Annotated in this window: 19 protein-coding genes and 1 pseudogene; 12 read left to right on the forward strand and 8 right to left on the reverse strand. The window is 64.2% G+C overall.

Annotated features, from left to right (window positions below):
- Window positions 1-117: 117 nt before the first annotated feature.
- The 3 genes from ACVJGD_RS44335 to ACVJGD_RS44345 all read right to left on the reverse strand — a co-directional run bounded on the left by ACVJGD_RS44335 (window position 118) and on the right by ACVJGD_RS44345 (window position 3,829).
- Window positions 118-783 carry a sulfite oxidase-like oxidoreductase gene (locus tag ACVJGD_RS44335; RefSeq protein ID WP_456639979.1) on the reverse strand — a complete coding sequence of 222 codons (666 nt, stop codon included), beginning with the start codon at window positions 781-783 and terminating at the stop codon, window positions 118-120.
- 26 nt (window positions 784-809) lie between these two features.
- Complete coding sequence (locus ACVJGD_RS44340) at window positions 810-2,132, reverse strand: MFS transporter (RefSeq protein WP_456639980.1); 1,323 nt, start codon at window positions 2,130-2,132, stop codon at window positions 810-812.
- Between the two features lie 269 nt (window positions 2,133-2,401).
- Window positions 2,402-3,829 carry an amidase gene (locus ACVJGD_RS44345; protein WP_456639981.1) on the reverse strand — a complete coding sequence of 476 codons (1,428 nt, stop codon included), beginning with the start codon at window positions 3,827-3,829 and terminating at the stop codon, window positions 2,402-2,404.
- 103 nt (window positions 3,830-3,932) lie between these two features.
- On the opposite strand from ACVJGD_RS44345, the gene ACVJGD_RS44350 reads away from it, so the two are divergent.
- Entirely contained in the window at window positions 3,933-4,778 is an 846-nt protein-coding gene (locus ACVJGD_RS44350; RefSeq protein WP_456639982.1) for an alpha/beta hydrolase, read from the forward strand.
- A gap of 110 nt (window positions 4,779-4,888) precedes the next feature.
- Here the strand turns inward: ACVJGD_RS44350 and ACVJGD_RS44355 are convergent, their stop codons facing one another.
- Window positions 4,889-5,662: an SDR family oxidoreductase gene (locus tag ACVJGD_RS44355; protein WP_456639983.1), complete on the reverse strand. Its 774-nt coding sequence runs from the start codon at window positions 5,660-5,662 to the stop codon at window positions 4,889-4,891.
- 170 nt (window positions 5,663-5,832) lie between these two features.
- Between ACVJGD_RS44355 and ACVJGD_RS44360 the strand changes: the two genes are divergently transcribed.
- Entirely contained in the window at window positions 5,833-6,912 is a 1,080-nt protein-coding gene (locus tag ACVJGD_RS44360; protein ID WP_456639984.1) for a tartrate dehydrogenase, read from the forward strand.
- A gap of 247 nt (window positions 6,913-7,159) precedes the next feature.
- On the opposite strand, the gene ACVJGD_RS44365 is transcribed toward ACVJGD_RS44360, so the two are convergent.
- The 3 genes from ACVJGD_RS44365 to ACVJGD_RS44375 all read right to left on the reverse strand — a co-directional run bounded on the left by ACVJGD_RS44365 (window position 7,160) and on the right by ACVJGD_RS44375 (window position 10,345).
- Window positions 7,160-8,071: an NAD(P)-dependent oxidoreductase gene (locus tag ACVJGD_RS44365; protein ID WP_456639985.1), complete on the reverse strand. Its 912-nt coding sequence runs from the start codon at window positions 8,069-8,071 to the stop codon at window positions 7,160-7,162.
- Between the two features lie 30 nt (window positions 8,072-8,101).
- Complete coding sequence (locus tag ACVJGD_RS44370) at window positions 8,102-9,352, reverse strand: allantoate amidohydrolase (protein ID WP_456639986.1); 1,251 nt, start codon at window positions 9,350-9,352, stop codon at window positions 8,102-8,104.
- A 75-nt stretch (window positions 9,353-9,427) separates the two neighbouring features.
- A complete protein-coding gene (locus tag ACVJGD_RS44375) occupies window positions 9,428-10,345 on the reverse strand; it encodes a LysR family transcriptional regulator (protein ID WP_456639987.1) in 918 nt (305 codons plus the stop codon).
- 119 nt (window positions 10,346-10,464) lie between these two features.
- Between ACVJGD_RS44375 and ACVJGD_RS44380 the strand changes: the two genes are divergently transcribed.
- The 6 genes from ACVJGD_RS44380 to ACVJGD_RS44405 all read left to right on the forward strand — a co-directional run bounded on the left by ACVJGD_RS44380 (window position 10,465) and on the right by ACVJGD_RS44405 (window position 16,152).
- The gene (locus ACVJGD_RS44380; protein ID WP_456639988.1) at window positions 10,465-11,283 is read left to right on the forward strand and encodes a putative hydro-lyase; all 819 of its coding nucleotides are present in this window, start codon (window positions 10,465-10,467) and stop codon (window positions 11,281-11,283) included.
- A 164-nt stretch (window positions 11,284-11,447) separates the two neighbouring features.
- Entirely contained in the window at window positions 11,448-12,692 is a 1,245-nt protein-coding gene (locus ACVJGD_RS44385) for an ABC transporter substrate-binding protein (RefSeq protein ID WP_456639989.1), read from the forward strand.
- Window positions 12,693-12,865: 173 nt separating this feature from the next.
- Window positions 12,866-13,744 (forward strand): branched-chain amino acid ABC transporter permease, encoded by an 879-nt coding sequence (locus ACVJGD_RS44390; protein ID WP_394568187.1) that lies wholly within the window; start codon window positions 12,866-12,868, stop codon window positions 13,742-13,744.
- Window positions 13,744-14,736 carry a branched-chain amino acid ABC transporter permease gene (locus ACVJGD_RS44395; protein ID WP_456639990.1) on the forward strand — a complete coding sequence of 331 codons (993 nt, stop codon included), beginning with the start codon at window positions 13,744-13,746 and terminating at the stop codon, window positions 14,734-14,736. The genes ACVJGD_RS44390 and ACVJGD_RS44395 overlap by 1 nt, the downstream gene beginning before the upstream one ends.
- Window positions 14,733-15,464 carry an ABC transporter ATP-binding protein gene (locus ACVJGD_RS44400; RefSeq protein WP_456639991.1) on the forward strand — a complete coding sequence of 244 codons (732 nt, stop codon included), beginning with the start codon at window positions 14,733-14,735 and terminating at the stop codon, window positions 15,462-15,464. The genes ACVJGD_RS44395 and ACVJGD_RS44400 overlap by 4 nt, the downstream gene beginning before the upstream one ends.
- A complete protein-coding gene (locus tag ACVJGD_RS44405) occupies window positions 15,448-16,152 on the forward strand; it encodes an ABC transporter ATP-binding protein (protein ID WP_456639992.1) in 705 nt (234 codons plus the stop codon). The genes ACVJGD_RS44400 and ACVJGD_RS44405 overlap by 17 nt, the downstream gene beginning before the upstream one ends.
- 123 nt (window positions 16,153-16,275) lie before the next feature.
- On the opposite strand, the gene otnC is transcribed toward ACVJGD_RS44405, so the two are convergent.
- Window positions 16,276-16,950 carry a 3-oxo-tetronate 4-phosphate decarboxylase gene (gene otnC / locus ACVJGD_RS44410; RefSeq protein WP_456640581.1) on the reverse strand — a complete coding sequence of 225 codons (675 nt, stop codon included), beginning with the start codon at window positions 16,948-16,950 and terminating at the stop codon, window positions 16,276-16,278.
- A gap of 102 nt (window positions 16,951-17,052) precedes the next feature.
- On the opposite strand from otnC, the gene ltnD reads away from it, so the two are divergent.
- The 4 genes and pseudogenes from ltnD to ACVJGD_RS44430 all read left to right on the forward strand — a co-directional run bounded on the left by ltnD (window position 17,053) and on the right by ACVJGD_RS44430 (window position 21,920).
- On the forward strand, window positions 17,053-17,967 hold the full coding sequence (gene ltnD, locus ACVJGD_RS44415; RefSeq protein ID WP_456639993.1) for an L-threonate dehydrogenase: 915 nt from the start codon (window positions 17,053-17,055) through the stop codon (window positions 17,965-17,967).
- Between the two features lie 11 nt (window positions 17,968-17,978).
- The gene (otnI, locus tag ACVJGD_RS44420) at window positions 17,979-18,764 is read left to right on the forward strand and encodes a 2-oxo-tetronate isomerase (protein WP_456639994.1); all 786 of its coding nucleotides are present in this window, start codon (window positions 17,979-17,981) and stop codon (window positions 18,762-18,764) included.
- On the forward strand, window positions 18,761-20,038 hold the full coding sequence (otnK, locus tag ACVJGD_RS44425) for a 3-oxo-tetronate kinase (RefSeq protein ID WP_456639995.1): 1,278 nt from the start codon (window positions 18,761-18,763) through the stop codon (window positions 20,036-20,038). The genes otnI and otnK overlap by 4 nt, the downstream gene beginning before the upstream one ends.
- A gap of 251 nt (window positions 20,039-20,289) precedes the next feature.
- Window positions 20,290-21,920, forward strand: a pseudogene (locus tag ACVJGD_RS44430) (methyl-accepting chemotaxis protein).
- Window positions 21,921-22,152 lie beyond the last annotated feature (232 nt).

Raw genomic sequence — 22,152 nt, forward strand, 5'->3', positions numbered from 1 at the left:
AGCGCCGGGTGAGGGGTTAAGGTCCCTCGATAGAGCGTAACCCCTCACCCGAATTTCTCGCAACGCTCGAAATTCGACCTCTCCCTATGGGAGAGGTGAAGAGTGCCAGCGCTCGTTCTAGTCGCCTGAGTAACGTTCTTCCTTCCAGGGATCGCCGCGGTTGTGATAGCCGCGGACTTCCCAATAGCCCGGCGCATCCTGCGCGAGGAATTCGATCCCCTGCAGCCATTTGGCGCTCTTCCAGAAATAGAGATGCGGCACCACGAGCCGCACCGGGCCGCCATGCTCCTCGGTCAGCGGCTTGCCTGACCAGCTATGGGCGAGCAACGCGTCCTCGGCGGCGAAATCTTCCAGCGCCAGATTGGTGGTGTAGCCGTCATAGGAATGCAGCACCACGAAACGCGCATCCTCAAGCGGCTGACAGGCGGCCAGGAGATCGCGGGTCGCAAGACCCTGCCACTGATTGTCGTAGCGCGACCAGGTGGTGACGCAATGAATGTCGGAGACGAATTGCGACTGCGGCTGTGCGGTAAACTGTGCCCAGTCCCAGAACACCGGATGTTCGACCGCGCCATAGACATCGAGGTGCCAGCGCTCGCGGGAAATCTCCGGCGTCAATCCGAGATCGAGCGTCGGCCAGTCGCGGGTGAGATGCTGGCCGGGCGGCAGGCGCTGCTCCTCGGGACGCGCGATCCTGCCGGTGAGGAAGCGGCCCTCGCGCGCCCAGCGTTCCTTGCTGCGCGTCAGTTTGTTCTCCGGCGGCGGCTCGTGGTCGTCGGTCATCTGTCGTGCACCCTTGGCGCGACCTGTCACTCGTGGCGATGCATCGCCGATTCATGCTTGGTGTCGCGCATGGTTGCATAGATCAGGAGCGAGAGGAAGATCATGCCGCTGAGGTAATAATAGAACCATTGCTCGTGGCCGAGACTCTTGAAATAGAGTGCGATCGCCGGTGCCGTGCCGCCGAACAGCGACACCGTGATCGCGTAGGGCAGGCCGACGCCGAGCGCGCGGACATTGGTCGGGAACAGTTCGGCCTTCACCACCGCATTGATCGACGTGTAGCCGGCGGTGAAGATCCAGGCGGCGCAGATCAAGAGGAACGCGATGAAGGGCGATTTGGTGTCTTTCAACGTGGTCAGGATCGGCACGGTCGAAAGCGTGCCGACGACACCGAAGAAGATCAGCAGCGGCTTGCGGCCGATCCGGTCGGACAGCGCACCGTAGATGGGTTGCAGAATGGTTGCGAAGATCAGCGAGCCGAAGATCACAAACGTGGTCTGGTCCTCGGTGAGACCGACCGACAATTTGACGAAGGTCTGCATATAGGTGGTGAAGGTGTAGAACGCCGCGGTGCCGCCCGCGGTCAGTCCGACCACCAGCAGGAGCTCACGCGGATAGTTCAGGAGCTTTGTGATCGAGCCGGTCGGCTTGCTGACCTTCTTGGCTTCCTCGAAGGCGTCGGTCTCCTGCAGGCTGCGCCGCATCACCGCCGCGATCACGGCAAGCGCCGCACCGATCGCAAAGGGAATCCGCCAGCCCCAGTTCCTCAGCTCTTCCGGCGTCAAGAACACCTTCTGCAACAGCAGCAGCACGATGATCGCGGTGAGCTGGCCGCCGATCAACGTGACGTATTGGAAGCTCGAATAGAAGCCGCGATTCTTGGCGTCGGCGACCTCGCTGAGATAGGTGGCGCTCGCGCCATACTCACCGCCCAGACTTAGGCCTTCGATGACGCGCGCCAGCGCAAGGATCACGGGCGCGGCAAAGCCGATCGTGGCGTAGGTCGGCGTCACCGCGATGATCAGCGAGCCGAAGCACATGCAGACCACGGAGACCGTGAGCGACAGCCGCCGTCCGTAGCGGTCGGCGATGAAGCCGAACAGCCAGCCGCCGAGCGGCCGCATCAGGAAGGTCGCGGCGAATATCACGGCTGCATTGAGCTGCTGCACCACCGGATCGTTGCCCGGAAAGAACGCCGGCGCGAAATACAGCGCAAAGGCTGTATAGGCGTAAAAGTCGTACCACTCGACGAGATTGCCGACCGAGCCGATGAAGATCGCCTTGATGCGACGTTCGACGTCCTGAATGTCGAGGCGTTCGTCGGCGACGCTGGCGGCCTGATCTGTCATATTGGAACTCCACGCACGGCAATTTGATCATCCGGCCCGACGCGCTTCACGACCCCGGGAGCGATTGCGGCCCGCGTAGCACGTCAATTGTCGCCAGCGCAATTGCCGATGGAGCGCGTCAGGCACCGCTCTTGATCCTCATCCTGAGGAGCCGCGAAGCGGCGTCTCGAAGGATGAGGCCACCGGGCGGGCCTCATGGTTCTCCCGGCGATGCGAAGCATCGTCCGGAGACGGCGCTTGCGCGCCTCCTCACCATGAGGGAGAGATTCTTATCGCGGCGCTCTTGGATCAATCGGGGTGGTGCCACGCACGCCCAAAATATCCTCCAGCGCTTTCGCGCCGGCCAATAGCTGGGCCTCGCCGCGCGGTGGCGCCACCATCTGCAATCCGACCGGCAGACCGGAGGCGGTGAAACCGCAGGGCAGGGACAGCGCCGGACAACACGCAAGTGTGATCGCATAGACGATGCCGAGCCACTCCACGTAATTGTCGAACGTCTTGCCGTCGCATGCGGCGACATAGCGGTTCTCGATCGGGAACGGCGCGACGATGGTCGCGGGTGCCAGCAACAGGTCGTAGGTTCCGAAGAATTCGAGCGTGCGTGCCGTCATGGCGACGCGCTGGGCCTCGGCGCGCTCGATCTGCTCGACCGACAACTTCAGGCCTTCCTCGATGTTCCAGATCACCTCGGGCTTCAGCAGGTCGCGCTTGGTGCGGAGCAGCGCCGCCTTGCTGATCGCGAAATCAAACGCGCGCAGCACATGGAAGCATTCATGCGCTTCGCTGAGATCGGGATGCGCCTCTTCGACGATCGCGCCCGCCTCGGCAAAACGTTCCGCCGCCTTGCGCGTGATCGCCTTAACCTCGGGATCGACGGGGGTGATGCTGAGATCGGGCGAATAGGCGATGCGCTTCGGCTTCCTGCCGGAACGTGCGGCGGACAGAAACGAGGTCGCGGGCGCCGGCAGCGACAGCGGATCGGCCGGGTGGTCGCCGCTCATCGCGTCCAGCAGCAGCGCGAGATCCTCGACATTGCGCGCCATCGGGCCCTGCACACCGAGATTGCGGTCGATCGCGGCCACCGGCGTATGGGCGACGCGGCCAATGCTCGGCCTGAGGCCGACGATGCCGCAAAAGCTCGCGGGGTTGCGCAGCGAGCCGCCCATGTCGGAGCCATGCGCGAGCCAGGCCATGCCGGTTGCGAGCGCGACCGCCGCACCGCCGGACGAGCCGGCCGCCGAGCGCGAGGTGTCCCAGGGATTTCGCGTCGGGCCGAAGACTTCGTTGAAGGTGTTGGCACCGGCGCCGAATTCCGGCGTATTCGACTTGCCGTAGATCACGCCGCCATTGTTCTCGAGATGCTCGACCAGGATGTCGGAACGCGCGGGCACATTGTCCTTGTAGATCGGCGAACCCTGCGTCGTAAGCACGCCCGCGACATTGGTGAGATCCTTGATTGGAACGGGCATGCCGGCGAGCAGGCCGCGCCCGGTGGCCGGCTTCTGCATCAGCGCCTTGGCGTGCTGTCGGGCACGGTCGAAACACAGGATCGGCAGCGCGTTGACCTTGTCGTCGACCTCGGAGATCCGTTTTTCCAGGACATCGAGCAGGTCAAGCGGGGTGACCTCGCCCGCCCGCAACTTGTCGACGACTGTGCAGGCGCTCTCCCGCACCAGGGCTTGATCCGTCACTCGCATCTCCATTGATTGCAGTTCGTAACAGCGGAGGGAATAGTGCTCTAGACCATTTTCCGGCAAAGTGGAACGCGCTGGGGGAATGGCTGGAACTGGAGATCTGCTGATGACGACACCCTTTTCTGCGCTCGACTGGCGCGACATGAGCCAGGAGGAGCGCGATCGCGGCCTCAACAACGGTGCCGCAGTTATAGGCAGCGGTGACATCGTGGAAGGCTGGGGCCAGCGTTCCGCCGATCTGCGCAAGCGCCATCCCAATCACATCGATCTCCGCTACGGCCCGCGGGAGCGCAACCGCATCGACTTCCTGCAGGCGGGGGAGCGCGCCCCGACACTGCTGTTCATCCACGGCGGCTACTGGCAGATGCGGTCCAAGGAGTTCTTCACCGTGATGGCCGAAGGGCCGATGGCGCATGGCATCAATGTCGCGCTGATCGGCTATACGCTGGCGCCGGAGGCGACGCTTGATGAGATCGTCGCCGAGATCCACGCCGGCATCGACTTCCTCGCCAAGCAATTGCCCACGCTGGGCGCGACTGAGACCGGGCTGGTCGTGTCCGGCTGGTCGGCTGGCGGGCATCTGACTGCGATGGCGCTGTCGAACCCTCATGTCCGGGCAGGCGTTGCAATCAGCGGCATCTATGATCTCGAACCGATCCGGCTGAGCTATCTCAACGTCAAGCTCGGCCTCGATGAGGCGGCCTCCCACCGCAATTCGCCGATGCTGCAGGCGGACGGCCCGCTGAAGCCATTGTCGCTGGTGGTCGGCAGCGGCGAACTGCCGCTACTCCGCAAGCAGACCGCGGATTTCGCCGGGCACCGCGCCAATTATGGATTGCCGGTGACCTATGAGGAGATTCCCGGCGCCGACCATTTTTCAATCATGAATGAGATCATGTCGCCGAAGGGTCGGATCACGATGCTGATCCGGCGGCTGTGCGAAAGCAACTAGGGCCACCCGTCATTGCGAGGAGCGCAAGCGACGAAGCAATCTATCTCTCCGCAAGTGGCGAAATGGATTGCTTCGCTCCGCTCGCAATGACGGTGAATGCAGCCCGAAGGTCACCATCCCGCGCTGATGCCACCATCCACCGTGTAGATCACGCCGGACGTGTAACCTGCGCGGTCGGACGCCAGGAACGCCATGAAGTCGGCGATTTCGCGCGCGTGGGCGGGGCGGCCGAGCGGCAGGGTCTTCTGGAATTCCTTGTAGCGATTCTCATCGCCGAACTGGTGTTTGGCGCGGGTCTTGAGCTGCGTCACATGGCGGTCGGTGTTGACGGGGCCCGGATTGATGCCGACGACGCGGATGTTGTCGGCAAGGCTCTTGCCGCCGAGCGCGCGGGTCATCGCCATCAGCGCGGCATTGCCGGCACTGCCGGCGATGTAGTTGGCATCGAACTTCTCGCCGGCGGCGCCGATATCGTTGATGATCACGCCGCCGCCGCGCGCCTTCATCTGCGCGTAGATCGCGCGGGTGAGATTGATATAGCCGAACACCTTGAGTTCCCAGGCGTGCCGCCAGGTCGCCTCGTCGATCTTGTCGATCGAGCCGCCGGGAATATCGCCGGCATTGTTGACGAGGATGTCGATCTCGGCGGCCTCTTTTGCCAGTCGCGCCAGATCCTCCGGCTTGCGCAGGTCGACGACGGATGTTGCCGCATCGATCTGGTGCGCTGAGCGCAGGCGTTCGGCCAGCGCCTTCAACTGGTCGCCGCTGCGGGCGGCCAGCAGGAGGTGGCAGCCTTCCTCGGCAAAGGCTTCGGCGGCGGCTGCGCCAATGCCCTTGGAGGCGCCGGTGATCAGGACGCGCTTGCCGCGCAGATGCAGGTCCATGGCAATACTCGCTTGCTGGAGGGGATCGGAAAAGCGGCGAAATTGGTAGGCAGCGGGCAGCCTCGCCGTCAACATTGCACTGCAGCGTTGCGCGCGGGCGAAGTTTGGTCCATTGCAAGGCGCGAGAATAGACGGCACCTCGAGCCGGGCAAATCACAAGGGTGTTCTTCATGGGCAATGCAAAGAAGCAGTATCGGATCGCGGTCGTTCCCGGTGACGGAATCGGCAAGGAGGTGATGCCGGAGGGCCTGCGCGTGCTCGAAGCCGCCGCGAAGAAACATGGCGTCGCCGTGCAGTTCGACCATTTCGATTTCGCCTCGTATGACTATTACGAGAAGCACGGCCAGATGATGCCTGACGACTGGAAGGAGAAGATCGGCAAGCATGATGCGATCTATTTCGGCGCGGTCGGCTGGCCGGCCAAGATTCCGGATCATGTCTCGCTGTGGGGCTCGCTGATCAAGTTCCGGCGCGAGTTCGACCAGTACGTCAACCTGCGCCCGGTGCGGCTGATGCCCGGCGTGCCGTCGCCGCTTGCGAACCGCAAACCCGGCGACATCGACTTCTGGGTGGTGCGCGAGAACACCGAAGGCGAATATTCGTCGGTCGGCGGGCGGATGTTCCCGGACACCGAGCGCGAGTTCGTGACGCAGCAGACGGTGATGACGCGCATCGGCGTCGATCGCATCCTGAAGTTCGCCTTCGACCTCGCGCAGTCGCGGCCGAAGAAGCATCTGACCTCGGCGACGAAGTCGAACGGCATCTCGATCACCATGCCCTATTGGGACGAGCGCGTGGAGGCGATGGCGAAGACATATCCGTCCGTGAAGTGGGACAAGTACCACATCGACATCCTGACCGCGAACTTCGTGCTGCATCCGGACTGGTTCGACGTCGTGGTCGGCTCCAACCTGTTCGGGGATATCCTCTCCGATCTCGGCCCGGCCTGCACCGGCACCATCGGCATTGCGCCGTCGGGCAACATCAATCCGGAAGGCGATTTCCCCTCGGTGTTCGAGCCGGTGCATGGCTCGGCGCCCGACATCGCCGGGCAGGGGATTGCCAACCCGATCGGCATGATCTGGTCGGGCGCGATGATGCTGGAGCATCTCGGCGAGAAGCAGGCGGCGGAGGCGGTGGTCGGCGCGATCGAGCGTACGCTCGCCGAACGCACGCTCCGCACCCGCGACCTCGGCGGCAACGCCGACACGGTCGCCTGCGGCAAGGCGGTCGCGGAGATGGTGGATTGATAGAGCTTCCGCCTGCGCCGCCCTCATCCTGAGGAGCGCGCATCGCGCGCGTCTCGAAGGATGGCCGCGGGCGAGATCAGGGCCTCATGGTTCGAGACGGCGCTGCGCGCCTCCTCACCATGAGGGTTTGGCTTTGGTGCGCAATGGTGGGCAGCAATGCGTAGGGTGGGCAAAGCGTAGCGTGCCCACCATCAAGAGCGTCGCAAGGAGTGGTGGGCACGCTTCGCTTTGTTCACCCTACGATTTCTCAGCCCTTCACGATCCGCCGGCAATGCTCCCATGCCGCGTGCAGCAGGTTCTCGCTCGCTTCCGGCGTGCGGAAGGCGGAATGCGCTGAGAGCGTGACGTTTGGCAGCTTCGTCAGCGGATGATCCGCAGGCAGCGGCTCGATGTTGAAGACGTCGAGGCCGGCGTGGCGGATGTGGCCGGACTTCAGCGCGTCGATCATCGCGGCTTCATCGACGATGGCGGCGCGGGCGGTGTTGACGAAGATGACGCCCGGCTTCATCGCGGCGATGCGCTCGCGGGTGATGAAGCCGCGGGTATCGTCGTTGAGCAAGAGATGCAGCGAGACGACATGGCTCTGCGCCAGCAGCGTGTCGAGATCGACGAAGTCGACGCCCGGATGGTTCTTCGGCGAGCGGTTCCAGGCGACCACGCGCATCCCCGATCCGAGCGCGATACGCGCGACTTCGGCCGCGATCCCGCCGAAGCCGATCAGGCCGAGCGTCTTGCCGGTGAGCTGCATGCCGTCTTCGCGCAGCCAGTTGCCGGCGCGCATCTCGCGGTCCATCTGCGCCAGCACGCGGGCCGACGCCCACATCAGCGCAACAGCGGATTCGGCTACGGCAGTGTCGCCATAGCCCTTGATCAGATGCACGGAGATGCCGAGCTCGGCGAGCTCCTCCGGATTCATGTAGCTGCGCGCGCCGGTGCCGAGGAAGACGACATGCTTCAGCCCGGTGCACTGTTTTGCGATGTTGGTCGGCAGCGCAGTGTGGTCGACGATGGCGATTTCGGCGCCGTCGAGCACAACAGGATATTGATCCGGCGCGATGTCGGGATCGCGGTGGACGCGCACCTTGGGATCGCCTGGTTTCTCCAGGCGCTCGAAGATCACCGCAAGCGATTCATTGGCGTCGACAAAAACCCCGCGCACAGCACATCTCCGTCTTGCTTGGTGGACCGATCAGGACGCGACGCCGGCGAGTGCCAGCACCGTATGCATCAGCACGTTGGCGCCGGCGGCGCAATCGGGTTGGGTGGCGTCCTCGAACTCGTTGTGGCTGATGCCATCCTTGCAGGGCACGAACACCATTGCCGCCGGCATCACGGTGTTGAGGTTGCAGGCGTCGTGGCCGGCGCCCGAGGTGATGCGCCGGTGCGAATAGCCGAGCTGCTTTGCGGCGTTCTCGACGGCATCGACCAGCTTGGGATCGAAATGTGTCGGCGGCTTGCGCCAGACCAGGTCGAGCGTGACCTCGACCTTGCGTCGCGGTGCGATCTCGGCAATCGCGGCGCGCAAATCCTTGTCCAGCGCGTCCATGATGGCGGCGTCCGCGCTGCGGCAATCGACGGTGAAGGCGATCTCGCCGGGAATGACGTTGCGCGAGGGGTTTGCGATCACGGCCTCGCCGATGGTGCCGACCGCGTTCGGCCCGTGTTTCTTGGCGATGCTCTCCATCGCCAGCACGATCTCCGACAACGTCGCCAGCGCGTCGCGCCGCAGCGGCATCGGCGTCGAGCCGGCATGGCTCTCGAAGCCTGTGATCTTGCCGTCGTACCACAAGACGCCCTGGCCGGAATCGACCACGCCGATGGTCTTGTTCTCGGCCTCCAGGATCGGGCCCTGCTCGATATGCAGCTCGACGAAGCCGGAGAACTTCTGCGTGCCGACCGGCGCCGTGCCGCGATAACCGATGCTGTCAAGCGCCTCGCCGACCGTGACGCCCTCGGCATCCCTGCGCGACAGGATGTCGTCCGTGGTGAAATCGCCGACATAGGCGGCGGAGGCCATCATCGCCGGCGCGAAGCGCGAGCCCTCTTCATTGGTCCAGTTGCAGATGCAGATCGGCATCTCGGTCTCGATGCCGGCATCGTTGAGCGTGCGCACGACTTCGAGCGCGGCGAGCGTCCCGAGCACGCCGTCATATTTGCCGCCGGTCGGCTGGGTGTCGAGATGCGAGCCGAGCCCGATCGGCGGCTTCGACATGTCGCGGCCTTTGCGCAGGCCGAACATCGAGCCGAGCGCGTCGACATGAACTTCCAGCCCGGCGTCCTCGCAGGCCTTGCGGAACCAGTCGCGGACCTGCTTGTCCTCGGCGCTCAACGTCAGCCGCCGCACGCCGCCTTTCGGCGTCCCGCCGAATTTTGCGGTTTCGTGAATCGTGCCCCAGAGGCGGGCGGAATCGATCTGCAGGTTGGATGCGGCTCGGCTCATGCGCTCGTTCCATTCTTATTCTGTTATTCCGGGTTCGGCCCTCGGACGCTTCGGAATGACGGTCGTTTCATTTGTTCAATGACGCGCCCGTAGCGGCTCGTCAACCGACAGGCTCTCCTGCGCGATTTGATGCGCAAGGTCGGCGACGCGCTCGACCGCGGCTATGTCGGGGGAGGTGAGCCAGCTTGCGCTGAAGGTCAGCGGCTCCAACTTGACGTCGGTGTCGAGCAGTTGCAGCCGTCCGTCGGCCAGTTCATTCTCGACGATAGCCGAGGGGATCACGGCAATGCCGAGCCCTTCGATCGCCATGTGAATCACCGTTGCCAGCGAGGCGCTGGCGTGCAGCCGGATCGGCGGCAGGTCCGGCCGGTCGAACACGGCGCGCACGGCCTCATAGGGTTGGGTCTTGCGTGGGAAGGTGATCATCGGAAATCGCGCGAGCTCGTGGCGCGTCACCGGGCCATTGCCGAGACCAAGCGCCGGGCTCGCCAGAAAGCCGATCGGATAGTCGCAGAGCACGCGGCTCTGCACGCCCGAGGCCGATAGCGGTCCCACCACGAAGGCCAGCTCGATCTCCTGGGCGAGCAGCCGCGCGCTCAAATTCGGCGTGATGTCGACCTCGATTTCCAGCGACAGGTTCGGATAGGCCTCGTTGACGCTCTTGACGAGGCGCGTCAGCCAGGTGTGCACGATCGTCTCGGCAACGCCGAGCCGCAGCACGCCGCGCATCGCGGAGCGATCGCCGATCTCGGCCATCATCTCCGAGCGCAGCCCGATCAGCTTCTCCGCATAGACCATCATCTGCCGGCCGCTCGGCGTCGGCGAGGCCACGCGATGGTCGCGGTTGAGCAGCCTTACGCCCAACTCGCGTTCGAGCTGGGCGATACGTTGGGAAATCGCCGGTTGGGTCGTGTTGAGCCGCTGCGCCGCGCCGCGGAAGCTTCCAAGCTTGACCACCCAGAGGAACGTTTCGATCGACCTGAAATCAAGCATTGGAAGCTTTTTCTCGTTCGATAAATGAGATTTATCAAACCTGATTAGAAACCAAGATTAGACTTTATAGCACGCTTGATGTTGGCTGCGCTTGTTGAGATATTGGGCAGGTTGATTAAATGACTGTTTTAGCGGCAGTGCAGCAAACCAGCGACAACGACCCTATGCTTCCGAGCCGACAGGCGCGGCTGGCCTGCCGTAACGGGATGGCTTCGAGCACCGCCGGGGTGGCGAACGGATTTGTTCAGGGCAACCTCGCCATCCTGCCGGAAAAGCTCGCCGGCGCCTTCCACCGCTTCTGCCAGCTCAACCCCAAGCCGTGCCCGATCATCGGCATGTCCGATGTCGGCGATGTCAGCATCCCCGCGCTCGGCCTCGACCTCGACATCCGCACCGACGTGCCGCGCTATCGCGTCTGGCGCGACGGCGAGGTGGTGGAGGAGCCGACCGACATCATGAAGCACTGGCGCGACGATCTCGTCGCGTTTGTGCTCGGCTGCTCGTTCTCGTTCGAAGAAGCGCTGTTGGATGAAGGCCTGCCGATCCGCCACATCGAGCGCAACGTGCGGGTGCCGATGTACCGTACCAATATTGCCTGCGGCTCATCGGGTCCGTTCGTCGGGCCGATGGTGGTGTCGATGCGTCCGTTCAAGCCGGCTGATGCGATCCGGGCGGTGCAGATCACCTCGCGTTTTCCTTCCGTGCATGGCGCGCCGGTGCATCTCGGCCACCCGCACCTGATCGGCATCAACGATATCGCAAAGCCCGACTATGGTGATCCGGTTCCGGTTGAAGCCGACGAGATCCCGGTATTCTGGGCATGCGGCGTGACACCGCAGGCGGTGATCGCGAATGCAAAGCTGCCATTCGCCATCACGCATGCGCCAGGACTGATGTTGATCACCGATCTCAGGAACAAGCAATTGGCGGTGCTCTAAAGCATGATCCGGAAAAGTGGAAACCGGATTTCCCTCGCGACAAATGCGAAGCGTTTGCGCGGAGATCATGCTCGAATGGGCAGCGCCTGCCGTTTCTTGAGGCTTTACCGCAACCGTCATCCGTTTCATTCGATAGCCTTCGTTCAATAGGGGAATTTCCGCAAATGACGATCACTCGCCGTAACGTGCTGCTTGGAGCCACCGCTGCCGCCGCGCTCGCGCCGATCGCGGCGCGCGCGCAAACCAGTGAAGTGGTGATCGGCGTGATCTATCCGCTGTCCGGCGCCAGCGCCCAGATCGGCGTCGACGCGCAAAAGGCATTCGAGACCGCGGCCGACATCATCAACAAGAACTATGATTTCGAGCTGCCGCTCGCCAAGGGCGAGGGCCTGTCCGGCCTCGGCGGCGCCAAGGTCCGCCTCGTCTTCGCCGATCACCAGGCCGATCCGCAGAAGGGCCGCGCCGAAGCCGAGCGCCTGATCACGCAGGAGAAGGTCTGCGCGATCGTCGGCACCTACCAGAGCGCGGTTGCCGTCACTGTCAGCCAGATCTGCGAGCGCTACCAGGTTCCCTTCATCTCGGCCGACAATTCCTCGCCGAGCCTGCACCGCCGCGGCCTGAAATTCTATTTCCGCGCAGCGCCGCATGACGAGATGTTCTCGACCGCGATGTTCGACTTCTTCGACGCGATGAAGAAGAAGGGCACGAAGATCAATACATTGTCGCTGTTCCACGAGGACACGATCTTCGGCACCGACTCCGGCAACGCGCAGGCCAAGCTCGCAGGCGAGCGTGGCTACAAGATCGCTGCCGACATCAAGTACCGCGCCAACTCGCCGTCGCTGTCGGCCGAAGTGCAGCAGCTCAAGGCGGCCAACGCCGATGTGCTGATGCCCTCGAGCTACACCACCGACGGCATCCTCCTGGTCAAGACCATGGCCGAGCTCGGCTACAAGCCGAACGCGATCGTCGCGCAGGACGCCGGCTTCTCCGAGAAGGCGCTGTATGATGCGGTCGGCGACAAGCTCGAAGGCGTGATCTCGCGCGGCAGCTTCTCGCTCGATCTCGCCGCCAAGCGGCCGATGGTCGGCAAGATCAACGCGATGTACAAGGAGCGCTCGGGCAAGGACTTCAACGACTACTCGTCGCGCCAGTTCATGGGCCTGATCGTGATGGCGGATGCCATCAACCGCGCCAAGTCCACCGACGGCGAGAAGATCCGCGAGGCGCTGGTCGCGACCGACATGCCCGGCGAGACGACCATCATGCCATGGAAGCGCGTGAAGTTCGACGACATGGGCCAGAACAACGACGCCGATCCGGTGCTGCTGCAATATATCGGCGGCAAGTTCGTCACGATCTTCCCGCCACAGGCGGCGGTCGCCGAAGCCGTGTGGCCGATGAAGTAAGCGGCGCGGGCGGGGGGAAGAACCATCGTGATCTTGGACTCGATGATAACTGCACGTTCCGTCATTGCGAGCGAAGCGAAGCAATCCATCTCGCCACGAGATCGAACAGTGGATTGCTTCGTCGCTTCGCTCCTCGCAATGACGAATGGCGAGGTCGGTGCGGAGGAACAGCGGTGACGGCCGAGACCATTATCCAGAGCCTGGCGAGCGGCCTCCTGATGGGGCTGCTCTACGGGCTGATCGCCGTCGGGCTGGCGCTGATCTTCGGTCTGATGGACGTCGTGAACTTCGCCCATGGCGAGTTCCTGATGATCGCGATGTACGCGACCTTCTTCCTGTTCGCGTTCTTCGCGATCGACCCGCTTTTGTCGGCGCCGCTGGTAGCGGCGGCGCTGTTCGTGTTCGGGGCGATAGTCTATCTATTGATCGTGCGCTTTGCCGTGCGCGCCAAGGCCAACGCCGGCATGGTGCAGATCTTCTCGACCTTCGGCCTTGCGATCGTGATGCGCGGACTGGCGCAGTTCTTCTTCACGCCGGACTATCGCAGCGTCACCAATTCCTGGCTCGGCGGGAAAACCATCTCGATCGGCGGCATCTTCCTGCCGGAGCCGCAGCTCGTCGGCGCGCTGGTGTCGATCGCGGCCTTCGCGGGGCTCTACTTCTTCATCCATCGTACCGATTTCGGCCGCGCGCTGGAAGCAACGCGAGAGGACGCCGGTGCCGTGGCACTGGTTGGCATCGACAAGAACCGGGTGTTCGCGCTCGGCTGGGGGCTGGGCGCGGCGCTCGTCGGTCTCGCCGGCGCCATCATGGCAATCTTCTTCTATGTCTACCCGGATGTCGGCGCTTCCTTCGCGCTGATCGCCTATGTCACCGTAGCGCTCGGCGGTTTCGGCAGCGTGTTCGGCGCTTTCGCCGGCGGCATCATCGTGGGCCTCGTCGAGGCGACTACCGCGCTGATCCTGCCGCCGTCGCTGAAATCGGTCGGCATCTACGCGGTCTATCTGCTTGTCGTCTTCGTTCGCCCGCGCGGCCTGTTCGGGTCGATGTGATGGACAAGGATTTTGCCAAGCGCCGCCGCCGCGAGTTGATCATCGCTTTTTGCCTTGCGGTCATCGCCGCGCTGGTGCCGCTGTTCGTGAAGGACGTTTACGTTCAGAACGTCATGGTGCTGACGCTGATGTATGCGGCGCTGTCGCAGAGCTGGAACATCCTGTCCGGCTATTGCGGGCAGATCTCGCTCGGCCACGCGCTCTATTTCGGGCTCGGCGCCTATACGACCGCGATCCTGTTCACCAAGTTCGGCGTGCTGCCCTGGTTCGGCATGCTGGCGGGCGGCGCACTCTCGGCGCTGATCGCGATGGCGCTCGGCTATCCATGCTTCCGCCTGCGCGGGCACTATTTCGTCATCGCCACCATCGTGATTGCCGAGATCGGACTGCTCCTGATCCAGAATTGGGATTGGGCCGGAGCGGCGCTCGGCATCGATATCCCGGTGCGCGGCGATAGCTGGCTGAAATTCCAGTTCACGCGCAGCAAGCTGCCCTATTTCTATTTCGCACTCGCACTCGCCTGCGTCGCCTGGTTCGTCACCTGGTGGCTGGAGGATTCCAAATGGGGCTATTGGTGGCGCGCGGTGAAGGACAATCCGGACGCCGCCGAAAGCCTTGGTGTTGTCGTGTTCAATTCCAAGATGGGGGCGGCTGCGGTGTCGGCGTTCCTGGTCGCGGTCGGCGGCAGCTTCTATGCGCAGTTCGTATCCTATATCGATCCTGAAAGCGTGATGGGCTTCCAGTTCTCGCTCCTGATGGCGCTGCCCGCGGTGCTCGGCGGCATCGGCACGCTGTGGGGACCGATGCTTGGCGCCGTGATCCTGATCCCGCTGACCGAACTGACCCGTTCCTTCATCGGCGGTTCGGGACGTGGCGTCGACCTGATCGTCTACGGCACGCTGATCGTGCTGATCTCGCTCGCGCTGCCGAGAGGGCTGGTGAGCCTGTTCGCACGGCCCAAGTTCTTCTGGCGCAAGGCGGCCGTGCGATGACGGCGCTCCTGGAAACCCGCGGGGTGTGGCAGCGGTTCGGCGGCCTCGTCGCCAACAGCGACGTCTCGATCTCGGTCGGCCGCGGCGAGATCGTCGGGCTGATCGGCCCGAACGGCGCCGGCAAGTCGACCCTGTTCAACCTGATCGCCGGCGTACTGCCGCCAACCCAAGGCTCGATCTGGTTCGACGGCGAGGACGTCACAAGGTTGCCGGCGGCGGAACGCTGCCAGCGCGGCATCGGACGCACCTTCCAGGTCGTGAAAAGTTTCGAGACCATGACCGTGATCGACAACGTCATCGTTGGCGCGCTGATCCGAAACACCGTGATGCGCGTAGCCCGCCGCAAGGCGTATGAGGTGCTGGAATTTTGCGGGCTCGCCGCGCGCGCCAACGTGCTCGCGAGCGATCTGGTGCCGTCCGAAAAGCGGCGGCTCGAAGTGGCGCGCGCGCTCGCGACCGAGCCGAAGCTGCTGCTGCTCGATGAAGTCTTGACCGGCCTGACGCCGGTGGAAGCCAAGACCGGCGTCGAACTGGTGCGCAAGGTGCGCGCCACCGGCGTCACGGTGCTGATGGTCGAGCACGTCATGGAGATCGTGATGCCGCTGGTCGACCGCGCCATCGTGCTCGACCTCGGCAAGGTGCTGGTCGAGGGCAAGCCGTCGGAGGTCGTCCGCGATCCGAAGGTCATCACCGCCTATCTTGGGGATCGTCATGCTGTCGGTGCATGAAGTCACCACCGCCTATCAGGGGCTGGTCGCGATCTCCGCGGTCTCGATCGAGGTCGCCAAGGGCGAGATCGTCTGCGTCGCCGGCGCCAATGGGGCCGGCAAGTCGACGCTGCTGAAATCCATCGCCGGCGCCGAGCGGCCGCGTTCCGGCACCGTCACCTTCGACGGGGCGCGGATCGACGGCAAGCCGCAACATATCATCACCGCCGCCGGCATCGCCTACGTACCGGAGAACCGCCGCTTGTTTCCGCGCCTCTCGGTGCGCGACAATCTCCGCCTCGGCAGCTACCTCTACCGTGGCGAAGCCAACCGCGACGAGCCGCTGGACCTCGTGTTCAAATTGTTCCCGCGGCTCTCGGAGCGGCTGGAGCAGCGCGCCGAAACGCTGTCCGGCGGCGAGCAGCAGATGCTCGCGATCGGCCGCGCGCTGATGACCCGCCCGCGGCTATTGATGCTGGACGAGCCGTCGCAGGGCATCATGCCAAAGCTGGTCGACGAGATCTTCCAGGCGGTGAAGCGCATCCGCGACGCCGGCATGACCGTGTTGATCGTCGAGCAGCGCATGGCCGAGTGCCTGGAGATCGCCGACCGCGCCTACATCCTGCAGACCGGCCGCGTGCTCATGCAGGGACCGGCGGCGGAGATCAGCACCAATCCCGACGTGCGCAAGGCGTATCTGGGGCTGTGATCTCTGGGATACTTCCACGCATATCGACCTCATCCTGAGGAGCGGCGTCTTCGCCGCGTCTCGAAGGATGGGCCGCGAGCGCTTGTGGCCCATCCTTCGAGACGCCGCGCAAAGCGCGGCTCCTCAGGATGAGGTCGGTGTGTGTGGCGAATGCGCCGGCAGCGTCAATCCGAACACCTTCGTCAAATCCGCCACCTGCTCCGGCGAGAGATAGCGCGGGTTCAGTCCGCGCAGCAGCAGGTAGAGCTTCGCGGTCTCCTCCAGTTCCTCCGTCGCGAACACGGCGGCTTCCAGCGTATCGCCTGACACCACCGGCCCGTGATTGGCGAGCAGCACCGACGAATACTTGCCCGCCAGTCCCTTGATCGCGTCGGCCACCGCGGGATCGCCGGGACGATAATAGGGCACCAGCGCAGTCTGGCCGCATTTCATCACATAATAGGCTGTCAACGGCGGCAGCGCGGCGCGCGGGTCGATCTCGGGCAGCATCGAGAGCGCCACCGAATGGGTCGAATGCAGATGCACCACGGCGCGCGCCGCGCCGCGGGTCTGGTAGAGCGCGGTGTGCAGCGGCACCTCCTTGGTCGGCGCATCGCCCGAGACCAGCCGTCCATCGGCATCGAGCCGCGACATCCTGGCGGGATCGAGGAAACCGAGCGAGGCATTGGTCGGCGTCACCAGCCAGCCGCCATCGTCTAACCTCACACTGATATTGCCCGAAGAACCCGGCGTCAGCCCGCGTTCGAACAGCGAGCGGCCGAAGCGGCAGATGTCCTCACGGAGCTTTGTTTCGCTCATGGCAGCCATACCCGTTTCCCGCCTTGTCTCACGCTTTGGCACGGCGGCCAAGCCGTGATACGCAGGGGCAACACTCCTAAGAAACACGTGAGGGACCGCCGTATGCCAGAATCGACCAAACCGCGCGTTGCCGTGATCGGGCTCGGCTCGATGGGATTCGGCATGGCGACCTCGCTGCTGCGTGCGGGTTTTGAGGTGACCGGCTGCGACGTGTCGGCCGACAGCGTCGCGCGGTTCGTCCAGGGCGGCGGCAAGGGCGCCAGGACGCCGAAGGAAGCCGCCGCCGGCGCCGACATCGTGGTCAGCGTCGTCGTCAACGCCGCCCAGACCGAAACGATCCTGTTTGGCGAAAATGGCGTGGCCGACACGCTGCCGAAAGGATCCGTGTTCGTCTCCTCCGCGACCATGGACCCCGACGTGGCGCGGCGATTGGCAAGAGAGCTTGAGGCGACCGGACGGCATTATCTCGATGCCCCGATCTCCGGCGGCGCCCAGCGCGCGGCTCAGGGCGAACTCACCATCCTTGCTTCCGGCAGCGCAGCGGCTTTTGCAAAAGCCCGTCCCGCGCTCGATGCGATGGCGGCCAAGCTCTACGAACTCGGCGATGCGGCCGGGCAGGGCGCCGCGTTCAAGATGATCAACCAGCTCCTGGCCGGCGTGCACATCGCCGCCGCCTCCGAGGCGATTGCGTTTGCGGCGAAACAGGGCCTCGACATCCGCAAGGTCTATGAGGTGATCACCGCCTCCGCCGGCAATTCCTGGATGTTCGAGAACCGGATGCCGCATGTGCTCGACGGCGACTACACGCCGCGCAGCGCGGTGGAGATTTTCGTCAAGGATCTCGGCATTATCCAGGATATGGCGCGAAATGCGAAATTCCCGGTGCCGATCTCGGCCGCAGCGCTGCAGATGTTCCTGATGACGGCCGCCGCCGGCATGGGGCGCGATGACGACGCCTCCGTGGCGCGGATGTACGCCCGCGTCACCGGCACCAAGCTGCCCGGCGAACACAACTAAAAGGACGCGCGATGCCCCGCTTTGCCGCCAATCTCACGATGATGTTCAACGAGGTCCCGTTCCTCGACCGTTTCCAGGTCGCGGCGAAAGCCGGCTTCACCGCGGTGGAGTTCCTGTTTCCCTATGACCATCCGGCCAAGGAGATCGGCGAACGGCTGCGCCAAAACGGCCTGACGCAGGCGCTGTTCAATCTGCCGCCGGGCGATTGGGCGGCCGGAGAGAAAGGTTTCGCGGCGCTGCCGGAGCGGTTTGACGATCTGAAGGCGAGCCTTGCCACCACCGCGCTGCCCTATGCGGAGACGACCGGCGTCAAGCGCGTGCACCTGATGGCGGGGATCGCTGAGAGGACCGACAGCAGGGCGGTCGAGGCGTTTTACAAATCCGTCACATGGGCCGCCGGGTTCTTCGCGCCGCACGGCCTCGACGTCGTGATCGAGCCGATCAATCCGCGCAACGTGCCCGGCTATTTCCTCAATGATTTCGCCTTCGCGCGCGACCTGATCAACGAATTGAAGATCCCGAACCTGAAGCTGCAGTTCGACATCTATCACTGCCAGATCATTCATGGCGACGTCACGATGCGGCTGCGCGAGATGATGCCGATCACGGGCCATGTCCAGATCGCCAGCATTCCCTCGCGCAACGAGCCCGACGGCGAGGAGCTGAACTATCCGTTCCTGTTCGACGAGCTCGACCGGCTCGGCTATGCCGGCTTCGTCGGCTGTGAATATAATCCGCGCGGCAGGACCACCGATGGCCTCGGCTGGTTCAAGCCTTATGCCGGAGCAAAAGCATGACTTTGGCGCTGGGCTGCATCGCCGACGACTACACCGGCGCCTCCGATCTCGCCAACACGCTGACCCGCGCCGGCCTGCGCACCGTGCAGACGATCGGCGTGCCCTCGGACGATCTCGCTCTGCCCGAGGTCGACGCGGTGGTGGTCTCGCTGAAGAGCCGCACGATCGAGGCGAGCCAGGCGGTCACCCGTTCGCGTGCGGCGGAGAAATGGCTGCGCGGCCGCGGCGCCTCGCATGTCCTGTTCAAGGTCTGCTCGACCTTCGATTCCACCGACGCCGGCAATATCGGTCCGGTGATGGATGCGCTGCGCGAGGATTCCGGCGACAACATCGTGCTGGTCACGCCGGCATTCCCGGAGACCGGCCGCACCGTCTACCAGGGCAATCTCTTCGTCGGCTCGGTGCCGCTGAACGAAAGCCCGCTCAAGGACCATCCGCTCAACCCGATGCATGACTCGAACCTGGTGCGGGTGCTGGCGCGCCAGAGCAGGACCAAGGTCGCCCTGGTCGACCTTGCGACCGTTGCGCGTGGCCCGGACGCCGTTCGCGCGCGCCTTGCCGATCTCGCCGCTGGCGGGTTTGGCGCCGCCATCATCGATGCCGTGTTCGACGGCGATCTCGGCACGATCGGCACGGTGGCGCTGGACCATCGCGTTTCGGTCGGCGCCTCCGGAATCGGGCTCGGACTCGCCCGGGCGCTGGTTGGCTCGGGCAAGGTCAGGCCGGAGGCCGCGAGCGCCACGGCCGAGGCGCCGGTCGGCGGACCTGCCGCTTGTCTCGCCGGAAGCTGCTCGCAGGCGACGCTGCAGCAGATCGCCAACGCCGAGCGCAGCATGGCCGTGCTGCATCTCGACCCCGAGCGGATCGTGACCGGCAAGGACGAAGTCCGCCGCGCGCTCGCCTGGGCGCGCGACCGGATCGGCGAAGGCCCGGTGCTGATCGCCAGCAGCGCCACGCCTGGTGAGGTCGCAGCTCTGCAGTCTCGTCATGGCCGTGATGCAGCAGGACATGCCATCGAGCAGGCGATGGCCGACATCGCGGAAGGCCTCGTCGAAGACGGCGTGCGTCGATTGGTGGTCGCGGGCGGCGAGACGTCAGGTGCCGTGGTCGATCGCTTGCGAATTCCAGGCTTCCTCGTCGGCGCGGAGATCGCCGCAGGCGTGCCGGTGCTGCGCGCGGTCGGCGCGAACAAAGGCGAGATGCTGCTTGCCCTGAAATCGGGCAATTTCGGCGGCCCGCAGTTTTTCTCCGACGCGCTGTTGCTGATGCGCTGATCGCATCGCTCCGTTCATCTGTTAGTGACGTCTTTTGCCTACCGTAACTTTACGGAGGGGCAAATTAACGCGACCTCAGAACGTTGCGCGGTTTGATTGCCGACACGGCATCCTTCGATTCGGTCAACCCAAAGCACTTTGCATCACCTGGCGTGCCCGACACGCCCAAGCCAAGAGATTCCCCGACATGTTCGCCAAGTATTCGATCCCGCGCCAAGATCATCACCGTGGTCGCGCTTCTGCTCGTCGCCATGACGGGGATGGGGCTGCTCGCGGTACGCAACATGCGGGCAATCAATGCCAATACAGTCGACATCACGACCAACTGGCTGCCGAGCGTGCGCGTGCTCGGCGACCTCCGCGCCGGTGTCATTACCTACCGCAACGTGATCCGCGAGCATATGCTGGCGGAAACGCTCGAGGAGAAGCTGGCAGCAGAGAAGACCCTGGTCACGGTTGTCGAGACCAACACCAAGGCCCGCAAGACCTATGAGCCCATGATCACCTCCCCCGAGGAGCGGGCGATCTACAACAAGTGGGCTGAGACCTGGGACCGGTACAAGAAGGGCACCGAAGAGGTGATGGCCTTGTCGCGCAGGGATGCCGGCAAGATCCCGCATGATGCCCATGAGCTGAACAGCAAGACCGTGAACAAGATCGGGCTCGAGGCCGACGAGCTTCTCCGCAAGGACATCGAGCTCAACAACGGTGGGGCGCCGACAAGGCCGCGCAGGATGCTGCCGCCAACTTCTCCTCCGCTTTCGCGATGCTCGCCTTCATCCTGTTGGCTGCGGTGCTGGCTGGCGCCGTCGTCAGTTTCCTGCTGATCCGTGACGTCTCGGCCGGCATTGCCTCGATCGTCAAGCCGATGCAGGCGCTAGGTCAGGGCGACCTGACTGCGGAGGTCCCGCACCAGGGCGAGAAGACCGAAATCGGCGCGATGGCCGATACGCTCCAGGTGTTCAAGGAAGCGCTGATCGCCAAGAAGGCCGCCGACGAAGCGGCCGCTGCCGATGCGGAAGCCAAGATCGAGCGTGGCCGCCGCGTCGACGCCATCACGAGCAATTTCGAGACCATGATCGGCGAGATCGTCCAGACCGTCTCTTCCGCCTCGACCCAGCTCGAAGCTGCGGCCGGCACGCTCTCCTCGACCGCCACGCGCTCGCAGGAATTGACCACCGCGGTCGCCTCCGCCTCGGAAGAGGCCTCCACCAATGTGCAGTCGGTGGCTTCGGCGACCGAGGAGCTGTCATCCTCCGTCACCGAGATCAGCCGCCAGGTCCAGGAATCGGCGCGGATGGCGAGCGACGCCGTCGGCCAGGCCCGCAGCACCAACGACCGCGTCAGCGAGCTCTCGAAGGCAGCCGGGCGGATCGGCGACGTCGTCGAGCTCATCAACACGATCGCGGGCCAGACTAACCTGCTTGCGCTGAACGCGACCATCGAGGCGGCGCGCGCCGGCGAGGCCGGCCGTGGGTTTGCGGTCGTCGCTTCTGAGGTGAAGGCGCTGGCCGAGCAGACCGCGAAAGCCACCGGCGAGATCGGCCAGCAGATCACCGGCATCCAGGCCGCTACCCAGGACTCGGTGAATGCGATCAAGGAGATCAGCAGCACTATCGAACGGCTCTCGGAGATCTCCTCGACCATCGCCGCGGCGGTGGAAGAGCAGGGCGCTGCCACGCAGGAAATCTCGCGCAATGTCCAGCAGGCTGCCCAGGGCACCCACCAGGTCTCGGCCAACATTACCGATGTGCAACGTGGCGCCACCGAGACCGGCTCGGCTTCCACGCAGGTGCTGTCGGCCGCGAAGGCGTTGTCCGGCGACAGCAGCCGCCTCAAGGTCGAGGTCAGCAAGTTCCTGGAGTCCGTCCGGGCGGCATAAGGGTCGCTGAGCTCAACGAGAGCCTGCGCCGCGCGTTGACACCACGCTGTAGGACGAAACGAACGGGCGCTTTTTCGTGCGCGTGAAGCGTTCTGTTCTAATCTATCGCGATTGGAAGAAAATGCGGCCGCGACTTGGTCCCGATCGATCACGTATGTCGAGGATGTGAACGCGGATTTCTCACCCAAAGTTGGCTTTTCGCGCTTTTTTGGGTAAATCGGCGAACGAATTG

The sequence above is a fragment of the Bradyrhizobium sp. USDA 10063 genome, from assembly GCF_054063735.1.